14 protein-coding genes are annotated in these 15,779 nt (G+C 54.5%); 6 read left to right on the top strand and 8 right to left on the bottom strand.

Features of this window, described 5'->3' with window-relative positions; genetic code table 11:
- Positions 1-130 precede the first annotated feature (130 nt).
- The gene (locus HMPREF1267_RS01020) at positions 131-1,786 is read left to right on the top strand and encodes a thiamine pyrophosphate-dependent enzyme (protein WP_023028097.1); all 1,656 of its coding nucleotides are present in this window, start codon (positions 131-133) and stop codon (positions 1,784-1,786) included.
- A 7-nt stretch (positions 1,787-1,793) separates the two neighbouring features.
- Here the strand turns inward: HMPREF1267_RS01020 and HMPREF1267_RS01015 are convergent, their stop codons facing one another.
- Positions 1,794-3,062: a helix-turn-helix domain-containing protein gene (locus HMPREF1267_RS01015; RefSeq protein WP_023028096.1), complete on the bottom strand. Its 1,269-nt coding sequence runs from the start codon at positions 3,060-3,062 to the stop codon at positions 1,794-1,796.
- A 168-nt stretch (positions 3,063-3,230) separates the two neighbouring features.
- On the opposite strand from HMPREF1267_RS01015, the gene HMPREF1267_RS01010 reads away from it, so the two are divergent.
- From HMPREF1267_RS01010 to HMPREF1267_RS01000, 3 genes are all read left to right on the top strand, one after another.
- Positions 3,231-4,484 carry a M20 family metallo-hydrolase gene (locus HMPREF1267_RS01010; RefSeq protein WP_023028095.1) on the top strand — a complete coding sequence of 418 codons (1,254 nt, stop codon included), beginning with the start codon at positions 3,231-3,233 and terminating at the stop codon, positions 4,482-4,484.
- 70 nt (positions 4,485-4,554) lie between these two features.
- The gene (locus HMPREF1267_RS01005; RefSeq protein ID WP_023028094.1) at positions 4,555-5,880 is read left to right on the top strand and encodes an amino acid permease; all 1,326 of its coding nucleotides are present in this window, start codon (positions 4,555-4,557) and stop codon (positions 5,878-5,880) included.
- 103 nt (positions 5,881-5,983) lie between these two features.
- The gene (locus HMPREF1267_RS01000; protein WP_005276271.1) at positions 5,984-7,036 is read left to right on the top strand and encodes a histidinol-phosphate transaminase; all 1,053 of its coding nucleotides are present in this window, start codon (positions 5,984-5,986) and stop codon (positions 7,034-7,036) included.
- 28 nt (positions 7,037-7,064) lie between these two features.
- Here HMPREF1267_RS01000 and gabT read toward each other — a convergent pair whose 3' ends face one another.
- Positions 7,065-8,393, bottom strand: coding sequence for a 4-aminobutyrate--2-oxoglutarate transaminase (gene gabT, locus HMPREF1267_RS00995; protein ID WP_023028093.1), 1,329 nt, complete (start codon positions 8,391-8,393; stop codon positions 7,065-7,067).
- A gap of 146 nt (positions 8,394-8,539) precedes the next feature.
- On the opposite strand from gabT, the gene HMPREF1267_RS00990 reads away from it, so the two are divergent.
- Positions 8,540-10,033, top strand: coding sequence for a PucR family transcriptional regulator (locus HMPREF1267_RS00990; RefSeq protein ID WP_023028092.1), 1,494 nt, complete (start codon positions 8,540-8,542; stop codon positions 10,031-10,033).
- On the opposite strand, the gene HMPREF1267_RS00985 is transcribed toward HMPREF1267_RS00990, so the two are convergent.
- A complete protein-coding gene (locus HMPREF1267_RS00985) occupies positions 10,030-11,385 on the bottom strand; it encodes an MFS transporter (protein ID WP_051141740.1) in 1,356 nt (451 codons plus the stop codon). The two genes, HMPREF1267_RS00990 and HMPREF1267_RS00985, sit on opposite strands and share 4 nt — an antisense overlap.
- Before the next feature lie 203 nt (positions 11,386-11,588).
- On the opposite strand from HMPREF1267_RS00985, the gene HMPREF1267_RS00980 reads away from it, so the two are divergent.
- Positions 11,589-13,214 carry an amidohydrolase gene (locus HMPREF1267_RS00980; protein ID WP_023028090.1) on the top strand — a complete coding sequence of 542 codons (1,626 nt, stop codon included), beginning with the start codon at positions 11,589-11,591 and terminating at the stop codon, positions 13,212-13,214.
- Here the strand turns inward: HMPREF1267_RS00980 and HMPREF1267_RS00975 are convergent.
- Genes HMPREF1267_RS00975 through HMPREF1267_RS00955 form a run of 5 tightly spaced genes read right to left on the bottom strand, consistent with a single transcriptional unit; the run spans position 13,198 to position 15,741 of the window.
- Entirely contained in the window at positions 13,198-13,527 is a 330-nt protein-coding gene (locus HMPREF1267_RS00975) for an MGMT family protein (RefSeq protein ID WP_023016491.1), read from the bottom strand. The genes HMPREF1267_RS00980 and HMPREF1267_RS00975 overlap by 17 nt on opposite strands.
- Before the next feature lie 18 nt (positions 13,528-13,545).
- Positions 13,546-14,373 (bottom strand): VOC family protein, encoded by an 828-nt coding sequence (locus HMPREF1267_RS00970; protein ID WP_023028089.1) that lies wholly within the window; start codon positions 14,371-14,373, stop codon positions 13,546-13,548.
- On the bottom strand, positions 14,374-14,658 hold the full coding sequence (locus HMPREF1267_RS00965) for an RNA-binding S4 domain-containing protein (RefSeq protein WP_023016489.1): 285 nt from the start codon (positions 14,656-14,658) through the stop codon (positions 14,374-14,376).
- A gap of 57 nt (positions 14,659-14,715) precedes the next feature.
- Positions 14,716-15,045, bottom strand: coding sequence for a YbjQ family protein (locus HMPREF1267_RS00960; protein ID WP_005276253.1), 330 nt, complete (start codon positions 15,043-15,045; stop codon positions 14,716-14,718).
- Between the two features lie 9 nt (positions 15,046-15,054).
- Positions 15,055-15,741, bottom strand: a complete 687-nt coding sequence (locus HMPREF1267_RS00955; RefSeq protein WP_232215111.1) for a LysE family translocator — start codon at positions 15,739-15,741, stop codon at positions 15,055-15,057.
- Positions 15,742-15,779: the final 38 nt, after the last annotated feature.

Here is a 15,779-nt window from a genome sequence, read left to right as displayed (position 1 = left end):
ATACCTATTTTAAGCATTGGTTATGCGCAATGGTAATGAAATAGCAGCGGTTTAGACATTAGACAGGCATAGCATCAGACTTGGATAATGAATGCAGTAATTCAGTGCACAGTTTTAAGGAGTGACTGCTATGACTCGTCGTCATGTTGGTACCGCTATCGCCGAATCCCTGGCTGCCCACGGCACCTCTCGGGCATTCCTCGTCCCTGGAGAAAGCTTCCTGCCTGTCCTGGACGGGCTGTATAACTCACCTGTAGAAGCGATCGTGTCCCGCCAAGAAGGCGGCGCTTCCTATATGGCAGAGGCTTACGGCAAGGCTACGGGCGAGCCCGGTGTTGCCATGGTCACCCGCGGCCCCGGCGCGTCCAATGCCTTCGTAGGAGTCCACACCGGCTGGCAGGATGGCACTCCAATGGTTATCTTCGTCGGTCTCATCCCCTTCTCTGACCGCGACCGTGAATCCTTCCAGGAATTCGACCCTAAGGCGTGGTTTGGCACTCAGGCCAAGCAGGTTTTCGTCCTCGATGATCCAACGCGCGCCTCCCGCGTCGTGGCAGAAGCCTTCTTCCAGGCCAAGCAAGGCCGCCCCGGCCCCGTGATCGTGGGACTACCGGAAGATGTGCTCTACCAGGACTTTGCAGGCGAAATTGAAGAACCCATCCCAGTGACGGAGGGAGCCGTTTCTGCAGCGGATGCCGCTTATGTTTCGGAAAAGCTGGCTGCTGCCAAAAAGCCGTTAATTTTTGCCGGCGGCGGCCGCTGGACCCCAGAATCCGCGCGAGCGATCGAAAAGTTCGCGGAAATCAACCAGATTCCCGTGGTGCACGATTTTCGCGCCAGCGACCGCATCTCCTTTTCTTCGCCAGCCAATGCCGGTTGGTTGGGCTATGGCCGCAATGAACATGCCGCAGAGCTCCTTTCTGAAGCCGATGTGCTACTGGAGGTAGGAGCTTTGCTTACCGATGTCCCCTCCGACGGATATACCTTGCGCCAAGATCCCCATGCGGAAAATATCGTGGTCAACATCGATACCGGCCTACGTGGACATTCCGGAGCCATCAGCCGCCATATCTTGGCTTCCCCCGTTGCCTTGGCGGAAGCCCTCGACAACATCAACACCGGAGAGATATCTTCAGCGCAATCCGAGTGGTTTAAAAACGCTCGTCGCGCTCACCAGGAGTTCTCCACCATTCCAAGTGAGTCGGACTGGCGAGCAACCTCTGCAGGCACCGCGCATATGGAAGCAGTCATTAAGGCGTTGCAAGACCAACTCCCGGAAGAGGCCATTTTTACCTTTGGTGCAGGCAACCACTGCATTTGGGCACAACAATTTCTGCCCACCCAGCACTACCCTTCTCAACTAGCAGCGCGCAACGGGTCGATGGGTTATTCCGTACCAGGTGCGGTATCGGCGAAATTGCAATTCCCTGAACGCCCCGTGGTTGCCATTGCCGGCGACGGGGAATACCTGATGAATGGTCAGGAACTTGCCACGGCTGTACAATTCGGGGCACCATTTTTGACGGTCATCATGACCAACGGTGAATTCGGCACCATCCGCGATCACCAAAAAAATCACTTCCCAGACCGTGTCTCCGGTACGCAATTGGCTAATCCGGATTTTGCCGCCGTCGCCAAGGGGTACGGTGCCCATGGAGAATCAGTAGACGCGGACGCAGATGTTTCCGAGGCTATCGAACGCGCTTTAAATGCAGTTAATAATGGCATTCCGGCCGTGGTCAATGTGTATACCGATCAGGATCTGTCATTGCCTGCAGCGCAATAAAACTGTGCTATTTAGCAGTATGTTTTAACCGATAGAGCACCATTTCTATGTAGAACGCATCGGCAGGCACCAATGGTGATAGCCCGGTTACTTCATGAAAGTGCTTGAGCCGGTTAATGACTGTATTGCGATGACAATCCAGCGCGCGGGCGGTGCTTTTGATAGAACCGTCCGCAAAATAGGATGTGACTGTATCAATCAACTTGGTGCGTTCTTTGTCCGGCAATCGCTCCATACGGCTTACGGGCTCATCAGTACCGCCGGGAAGCAGATGATACGCATAACTGCTTAAGGCTATGGGCAAAGCTTCCTCGGCTAATATCGGCCCCACATCCCGCATCACCCCAGAGGCTTCTACCGCCGCTGCCATGTCAATCAGTCCGCCACTACACGCGCGCACCGCCCCAATCCCACGTTGGGCTGGCAGAACAATGCTGGAAACAGCCTTCGCAGTCATCTCACGGGCACGATCTAAGACACAGGATTCCTCTGGTGCTAACGCGTCTGCAGCCTCTGGACTTGCCGTTGGTGCCGCCTCATTACCTCGTGCTGTTGCAACCGGGTAAAAAGCACAAAAAGCCTGGCGCACATAAATACCCCACGCCGAACCGGCCGCCAGATACGGCGCCAAAGCCTGCTCCAACTGGGCGGCGTGTGAGGGACCAGCAACAAGAACATCATAAACCTCATGCTGGTCCACCCCTAAGGCCTGGGCAACGGACTCTAATTGGTTCTGACTTAGCTCTGGGGCATTAAACAGTCTTTCCAAGTGACGGTGCGCACTGACCCTCGCGTCATTGCGCATCGCCGCTTGTTGCTGCATAAACGCCACCCTGACTTGGGAAGAAATCTCATCAACGGCAGCTTGTACCCGCTCTGCATTCGCGATTAGAGCACGTTGAGTCTGTGGGGTGGAACGCTTAGCTAGCCCGCGCCAAAGAACGATGAAGTCTAGGCGCATGATCTCTACCACCGCAGTAATGGAAATCCCTTGCAGTGCCCGCAAGCGGCCAAATTCCTGTAAGCGCCTATCGAGAGCTGCTTGCTCGCCAGCAGGAAGGGCCGACTCGCCCTGGGGAGCATCCCATAGTTTAGTAATCAATGCGGTAAATACCGCCCGTGAAGTTTCCCGCAAATCCGACTCATCAACGGCGATATCACCGTAGGGGCTGCGTGCTAAAAACTCCGTAATGAACTCATCGACGAATGTGCCCACATCCCCTTCGATGCTGCGGACGAGGTCATTCCACTCTGTATCCAGCCTTTCTGCGGGCATAGCACCTCCCATTACCGGCCCGAGCCCTCTCCCAACCTAATTTTGTGCAAATGCACAATAAAAGCCACTATAACCCATCATTTTCTCAAATTCACTAATAAAACGTAATATTGCTCGCTAATGTATTTCTTTGTGATGCACACTACAAAGAGCTGAGGAGAGCCTTTTATGTCTGCTACATCGACACAAGACACACCGGAATTTATCGAAGATTTTCATACCATGTCTTCTTTCGGTGCCACCTCAGGCGGCGGAATCGACCGCCAGGCAGCCACCGACGAGGATGCTGCCGTACGCCGCTGGTTCCACACTTGGCTAGAAAGCCACGATTTCCGCGTCGAATACGATGAGATTGGCAACCAATACGGATTGCTCAATTTCATAGACGGTGCCGACTTCATACTCACTGGGTCCCACATGGATTCCCAACCTCTAGCAGGGCGCTTCGACGGCTCTTACGGAGTCCTGGCCTCCGCCCACGCAGCGCTTGAAGTCAAGCGCCGAGTGGAGGCTGGCGAGCTCACCCCCACCCATAATCTCGCGGTGGTCAATTGGTTCAACGAAGAAGGCTCGCGCTTTACACCTTCCATGATGGGTAGCTCGGTTTATACCGGAAAGATGGATCTCACCAGCGCCTATGAATCAACTGCGCTGGATGGGACCACTGCCCGCTCTGAACTGGAACGCCACGGGTTCATCGGCAGCTTTACCCCACCCAAGGCCGCATCGTATGCGGAAATCCATGTCGAGCAGGGACGCGGCATGGATAACTCCGGTGCCACCATCGGGCTCGTGGCTGAGACGTGGGGCGCCAAAAAATTCCAAGTCACTGTTCGCGGCGAACAGGGGCACACTGGATCTACCCTTCTGGCGGACCGTCAAGACGCACTCTTTGGTGCTTCCATTGTGATTTCGGAACTACGCCGCTATGCCGAAGCCCGCGAAGGACACCCGCTGCAGGCCTCCGTTTCGACCATGAAAGTCCTACCCAATTCCCCAGTCACCATCGCCCGCGAAGTGCAGATGAACTTGGACCTGCGTTCCCCAGACTGGGACACGCTCAATGAGGGCTACGCGGCAGTACGCGACATCGTTAGCAAAGCCGAATTAGAAGCCAAGGTAAAAATTGAACTCACCCCCACGCATGAGTGGAAGCTATCGCCCTACCAACCAGAAGGCGTCCACCTGGCCGATGCGGTTGCCACTGAGCTTGGCCTCAAGCACGAACAAGTCCAAACCGTAGCGGGGCACGACTCGACCAATATGAAAGATACTTGCCCCACCGTCATGCTCTTTATCCCCAGCGTAGACGGCATCTCTCATAATGAGGCAGAGTTTACGAAAGATGAAGACATGGAAGACGGCGTGCGCATGATGACAGCCACCCTGACTGAGCTATGCCAAGGCGCACTTAACGCTTAAATCGCGGACCGTGGCAGTCAAAAGACTGAATTTTCATTCCATCCGCCCCAATTAATAACTGAGGACCATTATGAGTACCCCAATTCACGATCCGGCGAACACAGAAAACACTGATAATCCTTCCTCGCCGGGTGATAATTCGCAGCAAACGCAAAAGGCCGAAACGACTGGTTCCACTCTTTCCTGGGTAATCACCTTGTTTGGCACCGCCGTTGGTGCCGGCATTCTTTTCTTGCCGCTTAACGCCGGTTCGTTTGGCTTTTGGCCGCTGGTATTTGCCACAGTTTTCATCTTCCCTCTGGTTTACTTTTCTCACCGGACTTACGCTCGGATCGTCAGCGGTGCCCCAAAAGAACAGCACGGCAAAGATGTCCTAGAGCTTGTACGCCATTACTTAGGTCGCAATGGTGGACTTTTCATCGCCATTTTGTATTGGCTGGCCATCGTCCCAACGGTGCTTATTTATGGCATCAGCATCACCAACGTGGTCGACAGCTTTATCGTCAACCAACTCGGTGGCCCCAGCATTAACCGGTGGGTACTATCTATCGTCTGCGTTGGCATCATGACTGGCCTTTTTGCCATTGGCCGCAAGCCCATGCTGTGGCTAGCGCAAATACTGGTCTACCCGCTCATCATCACCCTGGCTGCCACCTCGTTCTATTTGATTCCAAAGTGGGATATCCAAAGCTTTATCCACTTTGAGTATGAAGACGGTGGCTTGGGCATCCTGAAAGGAATTCTGTTAATTCTGCCAGTCCTGGTCTTTTCCTTTTCCCACATGGCAGCGCTTTCACAATTCTCCGTAGATATGCAGCCCACTTACGGTGATAAGACGGAAAAACATGTCTCCCGCACGGAGGTCTATACTGCCGCTCTGCTCGTCGTATTCACCATGTTCTTCGTCTGGTCATGTGTACTAGCCCTGGGCGCAGACGGTATGAAGGAAGCGACTGAGCAAAACATCCCCGTGCTGTCCTACTTTGCAAACATTACGGGCTCACAATTCATGGCCTACATGGCACCAGTTATCACCATGTGCGCAATCATTTCTTCTTACTTTGGGCACATGTTGGGCTCTGAGGAAGGCACGGAATATTTGCTGCGCATCGCTGTACCTCGATTGGCAAATAAGGTGTCCCGCCGTACCTTGCTCAATATCATTTACATCATTGTGTTTACGGCTACCACCTTGGTGTCCGTCTATAACCCTTCCATCGTGGACATGATTTCCGTGGTCGGTGGCATCTTCGTTGCCTTCTTGGTCTACCTACTGCCTGTCTACATGTTTAAGAAGTTTGATGACTATTCCCAGTTCAAGGATGATATCTGGAATTACTTCGTCTTTGGAATGGGCCTTGTCATTATGGCCGTAACGGTCTGGAACCTGATTTAAAGGCCCCCTTCCCTCTCCGTCCTTGTCAATTCAAAAGATTGTCATTATATTTCAACGTCGATCTCTCCACTGCTGACATTCAATTTTAAGGAGAAGCACTACGATGCTACGCGATGATTTGCACAAATTCCCCGACTACAAGCCCGGTAAAACTGAGCCAAATAAGCTCAAGCTTTCTGCAAATGAAATTCCAAATCCACCCCTTCCATCCGTTCTGGGGGCTATGACGCAGGCGGCTTCTGTGGCGAATCGGTACCAAATCAATGGCTCACCAGAGCTGCGAGCGGAATTATCGACTTATCTGGGCCTACCAGAAGAAAACATCGCGGTAGCCCCAGGAGCATCTGCCATTGTGCAGCAGGCGGTGATGGCTACCTGCCATACCGGCGACGAAGTCATCTTTCCATGGCGCTCTTTTGAAGCCTATCCGCTGTATGTGCGCATGGCTGGCGCCGAACCCATAATGACTCCGCTTACGCATGATGACCGACTAGGCCTCGATGCAGTGATCGATGCAATCACCGATAGGACGCGCCTCATCATCCTGTGCAATCCTAATAACCCCACCGGTACCACCATTAGCCAGGAAGAATTCGAAAACTTCATGGCTCGGGTACCGAAGGACATCGTGGTCCTCCTAGATGAAGCCTACTGGGAATATAACGATGATCCGGATAGCCCAAATGCGGCCAAGGAGATTCAGAACTACCCAAATCTCATTGGTGCTCGGACTTTCTCCAAAGCCTTTGGTCTTGCAGGCGCGCGCGTGGGCTATGGCATGGCATCACCCGAGCTTGTCGATGCCCTCAATCTCCTCGCCTTGCCACTCACTGTCAGCTACATTGGCGAGCTTGGAGCCATCGCCGCACTTCATGCCCAAGATGAGCTGGATGCACGCGTGGACGAAACCAAACGTCAGCGCACCCGCGTGGCACAGGCCCTCGGTGTTCCCGAATCACGCGCCAATTTCGTCTGGCTACCACGAGGTGATGCTAAAGAAGTAGAGCGAAAGATTTCGGAGGAAGGCATCATTATCCGCCGTTACCTCGATGAGGGCGTGCGCGTTTCCATCACCACCGAGGAAGAGACAACAGCCTTCCTCAACGCTTGGGAGCGCGCCGGTATCCAGCCTTGGGAAGGGGAAACCGGCGACTAGGCCGGGTGGCACAAAGGCCAAACCGGCTTTACTTAAATTCGTGGAATTTGTCCACGACCGCCTGCAAGCCCTCGCGCCACAAGTGCTCTGGAATAGCCAGCGAAGGCAGGAAGCGAATGACGTTGTGGTCAAGACCACAGGTCAATATAAGAATTCCTTCCTCCTTCGCAGCGGCGGCAATCTTATGCACCAACTCCGAGTCTGGCTCACCGTCCGCTGTGACAAACTCCAGTGCCAACATCGCGCCGCGACCGCGGAAGTCGGCAACACGCTCATCCTTGATAAGCTCCGCCAGCTCCTCTCGCGCAATGTCTTCCAAGCGGCTAGCACGGGCACCGAAGTCTTTTTCTTCGAATTCTTTAAATGTGGCCAAAGCAGCTGCACAGGCCACCGGGTTACCGGTATAGGTGCCGCCAAGGCCGCCTGGCTGTGGAGCATCCATAATTTCGGCACGCCCAGTTACAGCAGAAAGCGGCATGCCAGAGGCAATGCCCTTCGCAGTAGTGATCATATCGGGGACAATGCCCTCATGTTCACTAGCAAACCAGGTACCAGTGCGCATCATGCCAGCCTGGATTTCATCCGCGATAAAGATGACGTCATTATCCTTACACCACTGAACAATGGCGGGAAGATAACCTTCCGCAGGAACAACGAAGCCGCCTTCACCCTGGATCGGCTCGATGACCACACAAGCCAAATTAGAGGCACCGATCTCTTGTTCCAAAGTGGTAATAGTGCGCTTTGCGGCTTCTTCTCCGCTAAGGCCATCGCGAACCGGATAAGACATCGGTGCGCGGAAGACATCCGGCGCAAATGGCCCAAATCCTGACTTATAAGGGCTTTGCTTGGCGGTCATCGCCATAGTGAGATTGGTGCGGCCGTGGAACGCGCGGTCCATCACGGCCACACTGGTTTTGCCACTGTAGTTGCGGGCAATCTTGACCGCGTTTTCTACAGCCTCCGCTCCAGAATTAAATAAAATGGTGCGCTTTTCGTGGTCACCGGGCGTCACTGTGTTGAGCTTTTCCGCAACCGCGACGTATGAGGAATACGGCGAGATAGGAAAAGACGTATGAGTGAAGTGTGCTACCGCTTCTTGTACCGCCTGTACCACCGCCGGGTTAGAGGCGCCTGCAGAGGTCACGGCAATGCCGGAAGCGAAGTCAATGAACCGGTTTCCATCTGCATCTACAAGGATCCCGCCATCGGCATCCACCACATAGCCTGGCAGGCCCGGATTGAGCCCAGCCGGCAGCGCCGCCTTACGGCGGGCATCCCATTCAGCACTCTTCGGCCCAGGGAGCTGGCCTACTACTTTGCGGGTTTGCTCCAAACGGTATTCAAGCTCTCGCATATCGTGTCCTTTCCACACAGTGATTTTCAACCTGCCTAAATACATTGTGACCGTCTACATAGATTCTCCTCTACGTACACTATGGTGAAAATTTCCCACTGTGATATACAGGCCGTATAGCTACTCCGACAGCAAGCGAGACTTTTATGAGCACCAGTACTTTTACCTGGCTTTTTCATCAAAGCAAACTACAACTGCGCCCGCTTCATTGTCCCCACCAGTCTTTCACCACGGTCCAAGCCAGCGAACTTAAAAATCCCACCGAATTCACCAAAGAAGGAGCGGTCGTTCTTACCTTGGGCCTCGCCTTTGAACATTCCCCGGCGGATTTCTCTACCTACGCGCGCACGCTGGCCTCGGCCGGTGTACACGGCATCGGATTCGGAACCGGCTTGGTTTTTTCTAAGGTGCCTCCCGAGCTAGAACGCGCATGCATAGACCATGGCCTTACGCTATTTGAGGTCCCCCGTGCCATTCCGTTCATATCCATCATCAACGCTGTAAATGCGGAGTTCACCCGCCAAGACCAAGAACAACGACGCGTATTTGAGCGCCAACAAGAGCGATTAAATCATGCTGCGACCCAAGGCATTAATTCGCTCATAACTCATGCCGGAAAAGAGCTACACGCCGCAATCACCCTCACCGATGCCCAAGGCATTGAGATTGCAAGTGCTACGTATCAAGGACTCGATGCGTTGAAAACAACGAATGATTCCAGTTTCTCTGTCTCGGACTCACCGTCAACGGCACATTCTGTGAACTCTAAAAATTCAGGGAACCTATCCACGGTAACTACCTACTTTCAGAGCAATTCCCAGCATCGTTACGGGCTCACAGTCTGCGCCACCGAAAAAATAGGCTCTTTTGACCGCGCGCTAATCCGACATGTAGTCGGGCTAGCTGGCTTGCTTCTGCAGCCCCCATGGTCCACTGCACAGGACCTTTTGGGACAGCTAGCCCTAGCTGTGCAATTGGAATCCTCAGTGCCAATGCTCCTAGAGGCTGCATTTTCAACACTCTCCACGTCCGATAACGTCACCGCTTACTTAGTGTGCGCTGACACCCCAGCACAGTTACGGCGAGTCCTAGCTTCACTAAAACATACGACCGCACAAGGCGGAACCAATTACTTCCACCTGCCCGTAGATAACTCGGCTGCTCTAATCGTCACCGCCCCCGCAGACGATATATCGCAGGAAAAAGTACTTTCCGCACCCAATCTTCCAACAGTGCGTGTTTCAATCCTTCCGCGAATACCCTGGCGCGAAGTCAATCCCGAGCTAATAACACAGATGATCAAACATGCACATAGCCTTGACCGCGGGACGAGCGGCGTCTACTCATCACCCGCACCAGATTGGCTACATAACCCGTACGTCCGCGAGGCACTAGAAAATCGCCGCAGCACCACCATAGATGTTTTGACTGATTACGATACCGAGCACGGGACACAATTGCTCCCCACTCTTGAAGCATTCTTGCTCGCTGGTTCTCAGATCGCTGCCACCTCGGAGCACCTCGCAGTCCACCGCCATACCGTGCGCTCTCGAATCAGGAAAATTCAAACACTCTGCGGAGTTGACCTCACAGATCCTGTTGTTCGCGCTGAGCTCCTGCTCTTGGTAGTCAGCGACTAACTCTCCCGGACCTGCACATCATCGCTTCGCTGGTGGCGGCCACCCATGAACCCACCGAGGGCAGTGGCAAGAGAAATAACAATGAGGATAATAATGGCTGGAACTATGGATTGCTCTTCATGGAAAGAGTTCAACCATGTAGCAATGAGCGGCAAAAGCCCCGAGATTGCGCCTGATACGTTGTAGCTAATGGCCATGCCGGAATAGCGAAGATTGGCTGGGAACATCTGCCCCAACAACACGCCAATAACGGAATAAGGAATAGTGGCAAAGCAAATTCCAAGAACGATTGCCACCGTTGCCATTGCCATATTCCCAGTGTCGATCATTAGCCACAAGGGCCATGCCGCAATAGCGGTTAAAATGCCGCCGAAGACGATCACTCGACTGCTGCCAATCCTCTCTGCAAGGCGACCCAAAAAGAACAAGATGAGTATCTGGAATACAGCAGCCAAGACAGTCGCATTGACCAATGACTGCCGCTCTAGTCCAAGCGCCGAAGAACCATAACTCAGCACGTATGTATTCATCACGAAGAATCCACCAATGCCCAAAAGCGCTGCGAGTGTCGACCACAAAAGCTGAGGAGCACATTCAGTAAACAGCTCCTTGAGCGAACCTTTTGGTGCGCTTTCTGCTTCATTTTCCAAGGCCCGAAATACAGGAGATTCTTCAACCTGCATACGAATCCATAGCGCTACCCCGAGCAAAGGGAAAGCTGCAAGAAATGGAATTCGCCAGCCCCACGACTCTACCTGGCCATCGTCCAGCATAAAGACCAAGGCAAAAGCGCCGGAGGAAAGCAATGTGCCTGCAGGCGAACCGACCTGTACGAGCGATGCATATCGAGCACGCTTTTCTTCCGGTGCGTGTTCAATAGCGAGTGTGGTTGCGCCACCCCATTCACCACCAACTGCAATACCTTGCAGAAGCCGTAACAATGTCAGCAGGATAGGCGCGGCGATGCCTATGGCAAAGTAATCTGGGAGGACACCTACCAGCCCAGTTGCAGTACCAATAACCACAATGGAAAGAATCAATGCGGGGCGGCGTCCCCATCTGTCGCCCATTTGACCAAACAGCACGCCGCCTAGCGGACGAGCTAAAAATCCCACACCAAAAGTGGCAAAGGATGCCAACGCCGCGGTTGCCGGGTCCCCTGATGCAAAAAATAGGTGATTAAAAATCAGAGCCGAAGCTGTACCGAATAAGAAGAAGTCATACCATTCCAAGGCAGTACCGACGAATGCCGATAAGGCAATCCGTCCCATATCTTGGCTTACGACTTCCTCACTTATATTTTCCTCGTTCTGGTGCGCCCCAGAAAGGGCCGTTTTGTGTGGTTCGGACAACTTTTTCTCCGTTCATTTGCTTGGCCAACACTTTATACAGACTGTGACCCAGCGCAAATAAACTTATAACAAACCTAATTTTTTACAATATAATCATCTTCATATTGGATAAATGCACAATTCAACGAGCTTTACCGGCAATCCCTCCCCCTGAAGATTTCCCACCTGTTAGGGTGTGACCCAAACAACTATAGGGAGTTACGATGCAGTTCAGCACTATTATCCGCAATGTTCATCTGCCCTTAACGGAGACGAACAGGCTATACGATATCGCCGTTTTCGGGGAACAAATCGCCAATATTGCCCCAGCGGGAGAGGCCCCTTTCGCTTCCTCAGCTCACACAGAATTCGATGCCGAAGGAAGCTACGCCCTACCTGGCTTCAACGATGTCCATGCGCACTCGGTATGGTTCGGCGAAACCCTCTTAGAGATTAGCCTTGCTGATGCGCGTAAATGTTCCACCGTGTATGACGCCCTAAAGCGATCACTCGATGAGGTTAAGGGTGAGTGGATCATCGCCTCGGGCTTTAACCCACATCTGTTGGATGACGGCCCCCTCGATATCAATACCCTTGATTCCATTACCAAGGCGCGGCCCCTCCTTATAAAACACAATTCGGGGCACGCAATAACAGTGAACTCTGAGGCCTTAGAACGCGCCGGCATTGGTAGCCACCCTGAACAAAAGATCGAAGGGGGAACCATCAATGTGGATGAAAGCGGAAAGGCTACTGGAGTACTAGATGAAAATGCTATGCGCCCGATTAATGAGCTCCTCGAGCCGAAGTCCCTTCCTCACTTGGAAAAGGCATTAGCGGCGGCATCCAAGGTCTATGCCGCAGAAGGCCTTACCTCTGTCACCGATGCAGGAATTGCCGGTGGATGGATTGGGCATTCCCCGCTTGAACTGCAGGCTTATCAAAATGCTCGAGACAATAATCTTCTACGACACCGTGTACAGACGATGATCACACTAGACGCCTTGCACGACCTTCCCCATCACGCCGATGATCCAAAAGTTCTGACCCTCGATACCGGAATGCGCACGGGATTGGGAGACAACCGCCTACAAATTGGACCTACGAAAATTTTCACAGATGGGTCCATCCTCGGGACGACGGCGGCTATGACTCATGACTATTGTCAGTGTGCGGGAAATTCCGGTTATTTCCAGCACGACCCAGAAGCCATGCAAGCCAGCGCACTGCGGGCTGCCGCCTCTGGTTGGTCTTTAGCCATGCACGCACTCGGTGATGCTGCCGTAGACCTCGCTATCGACACCATCGACAAGGCAACCGCCGCTTATGGGCGCCCTACCATTCCTCACCGCATCGAGCATGGTGGGGTCACCACTGATGCGCAGGTACAACGCATCGCAGAACTCGATATCGCATTAGCCCCTCAGCCACATTTCATTAAGGCTTTCGGCGATAGCATGGCAGAGCTCTTGGGGCCGGACCGAGTTAAGGATTCTTACCCAGCTAAGAGGTTACTTGATGCCGGCGCTGTGCTGCCTGGAAGTTCTGACCGACCTGTAGCTGAAGGCGCCCCATTAAAGGTAATTCAATCTTTTGTAGAAAGATTGACCTCTTCTAATAATGCATATTCCCCTGCTGAGCGCATAAGCGTACGGCAAGCTATCGATGCCTATACGATTGGTTCCGCTCGTGCTACCGGTTGGAGTGGACACAAGGGCAAAATTGAAGAAGGATTCCTTGCAGATATCACCTTCTTGCAACAAAACCCGCTTGAAACCCCGACTGAAGAACTATCTACTATTCCGATTAATGCAACTATGCGTGGTGGAGAAATCATTCATCGCGCATAGCATCATCGCCCAATAATTCGTTTAGGTCCCGCGCATCCATGCCGTGCTTATGCATGGCGACGCGCCCGTTAGAATGCTCGATGCCCTCGCGGTCCCAGTATTCTTCCGCGCGAACGGGATCGTGGGAGGCACCATTGGCGCGGACCACGCGCCACCAGGCGGCGTTACCACCGTGCCTATTCATGACGGTGCCGACATTGCGGGCCCCGCACTCGGCGAGTTTTGCCACCTCACCGTAGGAGGACACATTGCCGGGTGGGATGACGGCCACGATGGCTAGCACGCGCTGTGCTAAATCAGAGGAGTCTGACATAAACGCCTCTCCCCGCGCTTAGTCCCTGGTGGGGTTGAGTACGTCATCGGATTCGGTGGGCTCATCCTCGGGAGCGTCTTCGACCTCGGTCAGGGTGACGGTCGCGCCGGTGGAATCCGCGAGCAGGCACATGCGCCCGAAAGGGGAATCCCACGGTTCGCGGATGATTTCACCGCCGAGCTCTACCGCTTTCTCGGCGGCGGCATCGATATCGCGCACCCCTAGGTAGGTCTGCCAGAAGCTCGGTACCTGGGGTGGGAACTGGCCTTCGGCATTCCACAACCCTGCAAACGGGGCGCCGTCTTCTTCCGCGGTGGCGTAAATGAAATTCTCGTCCTCGGACTCCATGGCGCGAATCTCCCAGTTAAAAAGCTCGCCATAAAAGTCCATGGCCTGCTGGAATCGCGTCGTAGCGGTCAGCTCGTGCCATACCGGGGTGCCAGGTTCGCCACCGGCAACGAAGTGCTCGGGACCGGAGGGCTGGATGAGGCCGAACATGCCACCGGCGGCATCGGCAAGCAGGGCCATGTGCCCTAGCTGCACAGGCTGGGGCGCGGCCAAGATGCGCCCGCCGAGGTTCTCCGTGCGCTGGCAATCGCCGTCGATGTCCTTGGAGAGGAAATAGGTCACCCAGGTATCCGGCATAGGCGCCTCGTCCGGCTGCGGGATGAGGCCGGCGATGGGCAGGCCCTGCAGGCGCGCCATCTGGTAGGGGTTGTCCTCCTGGGACTCGGCCGAGATTTCCCAGCCCAAGATCTGCTCATAAAAGTGGGCGGACTTGCGCGGATCCGAGGTGGTCAGATCGATCCAGTAGGGCATGCCTACTTCGGCTTCAAATGCGGGCATTTATAGATTCCTCCACTTTTCCGGATCAAAGTCATCGTCTGCGGTGGCTTCATCAAAATAGTCATCATCATCGTCGGGCTCGCCCACGCGCGCGCAGGTGCCTTCGATGCACACCTCATCGCCAATCTGCAGCGTGGCGCCGCGGCGGGTTTCGGTGTCACCGTTGACCGTCACCGCGCCTTCTGCGATAAGTTCCTTGGCTTCACCACCGGTGCCGACCAAGCTAGCCAGTTTAATAAACTGGCCCAATTTGATGGACTCGCCAGAAATTGCAACCTCAAGCATGCCGCCCAGCTTACCCAGAGCCCGTTCCCGCGCGGCTATGGGTGGGGGTGCAACGACTTAGTCACGCGCGCGCAGCGAGACCGCCGTGCCCGTGGCGGTGACCAAGAGCATGTCATTATTGGTGCCCATTGGGGAATAGTCGAAGGCGATGCCCACCACGCCATCAGCGCCCAATTCCTGACCGCGGCGCCACAATTCATCCAGCGCCGCCTCGCGGGCCTTGATGGCCTCGCTTTCATAGCCAGAGGCGCGGCCGCCGGTGATATTGCGTATCGATGCCCCGAAGTCTTTCAGCATATTGATCCCGGTAACGGTCTCACCAGCGATGATGCGCAGGTATTTGGTGATTTCATAGCCGTCGACGGTATTCGTGGTAGTAAAAATCATAACTTCAGGTTACATCGCAATGAGCCCGCGAATGCCTTCAAAGAGGATAATCACGCCGAGGAGCAGAAAGACGATGCCACTGACGATGTCCACCCACGCCGAGTTCTTGGCCATCCACTTCGATACCGCGCGCGTGCTCAAACCGACGCCGACGAAGAGCACCAAGCTTTCCAGTATCAGCACCGCGGCGACGACGACGTTTCCGCCCACGCCCATGCCTGGGTCGATGAAATTGGCAAAGATGGCGCCAAAGAAGATGACCACCTTGGGATTGGAAAGATCGCAGACCAACCCCATGCGGTAGGCGGTCTTCGCCTTGATGATGCCGTCCGGGGTAAACCCGCGCGGCTGCGGTGCCTGCTTCTCCGTGCCTACGACGGTGGCGGGTGCGCGCCGCTCGCGCAGGCCGGAGGAAACGGTGGCGGGTGCGCGCCGCTCGCGCAGGCCGGAGGAAATCGCGCTATAGGCCATCCACAGCAGATAGCTGCCGCCCAAGACCTGCAGGAGCACCAAGATGCCCTCATGCGTAGAGATCAATGCCGAAAGCCCGGCGAGCGAAGCGATGGTCCACAGGGCAAGGCCCGTCGTGCTGCCAATGGCCACCCACACCGCCGCGCGGGTGGACCGCGCACCCAGGCGGATAATCTGCACTACATCCGGCCCCGGCGAAGCCATGGCCGCGAACCATACGCCCATCAGGGTCACAAGGGCACCTATAGCCACCTAACACCTCC

The organism is Corynebacterium sp. KPL1824 (genome assembly GCF_000478095.1).
Taxonomy (GTDB): domain Bacteria; phylum Actinomycetota; class Actinomycetes; order Mycobacteriales; family Mycobacteriaceae; genus Corynebacterium; species Corynebacterium accolens.
The sequence above is the reverse complement of the archived record's forward strand: the minus strand, read 5'-3'. Positions and strand labels throughout refer to the sequence as shown.

Coding starts and splice junctions, on each gene's coding strand:
- HMPREF1267_RS01020 (WP_023028097.1), top strand. CDS start 131: ATGACTCGTCGTCATGTTGGTACCGCTATCGCCGAATCCCTGGCTGCC.
- HMPREF1267_RS01015 (WP_023028096.1), bottom strand. CDS start 3,062: ATGCCCGCAGAAAGGCTGGATACAGAGTGGAATGACCTCGTCCGCAGC.
- HMPREF1267_RS01010 (WP_023028095.1), top strand. CDS start 3,231: ATGTCTGCTACATCGACACAAGACACACCGGAATTTATCGAAGATTTT.
- HMPREF1267_RS01005 (WP_023028094.1), top strand. CDS start 4,555: ATGAGTACCCCAATTCACGATCCGGCGAACACAGAAAACACTGATAAT.
- HMPREF1267_RS01000 (WP_005276271.1), top strand. CDS start 5,984: ATGCTACGCGATGATTTGCACAAATTCCCCGACTACAAGCCCGGTAAA.
- gabT (WP_023028093.1), bottom strand. CDS start 8,393: ATGCGAGAGCTTGAATACCGTTTGGAGCAAACCCGCAAAGTAGTAGGC.
- HMPREF1267_RS00990 (WP_023028092.1), top strand. CDS start 8,540: ATGAGCACCAGTACTTTTACCTGGCTTTTTCATCAAAGCAAACTACAA.
- HMPREF1267_RS00980 (WP_023028090.1), top strand. CDS start 11,589: ATGCAGTTCAGCACTATTATCCGCAATGTTCATCTGCCCTTAACGGAG.
- HMPREF1267_RS00975 (WP_023016491.1), bottom strand. CDS start 13,527: ATGTCAGACTCCTCTGATTTAGCACAGCGCGTGCTAGCCATCGTGGCC.
- HMPREF1267_RS00970 (WP_023028089.1), bottom strand. CDS start 14,373: ATGCCCGCATTTGAAGCCGAAGTAGGCATGCCCTACTGGATCGATCTG.
- HMPREF1267_RS00965 (WP_023016489.1), bottom strand. CDS start 14,658: ATGCTTGAGGTTGCAATTTCTGGCGAGTCCATCAAATTGGGCCAGTTT.
- HMPREF1267_RS00960 (WP_005276253.1), bottom strand. CDS start 15,045: ATGATTTTTACTACCACGAATACCGTCGACGGCTATGAAATCACCAAA.
- HMPREF1267_RS00955 (WP_232215111.1), bottom strand. CDS start 15,741: ATGGGCGTATGGTTCGCGGCCATGGCTTCGCCGGGGCCGGATGTAGTG.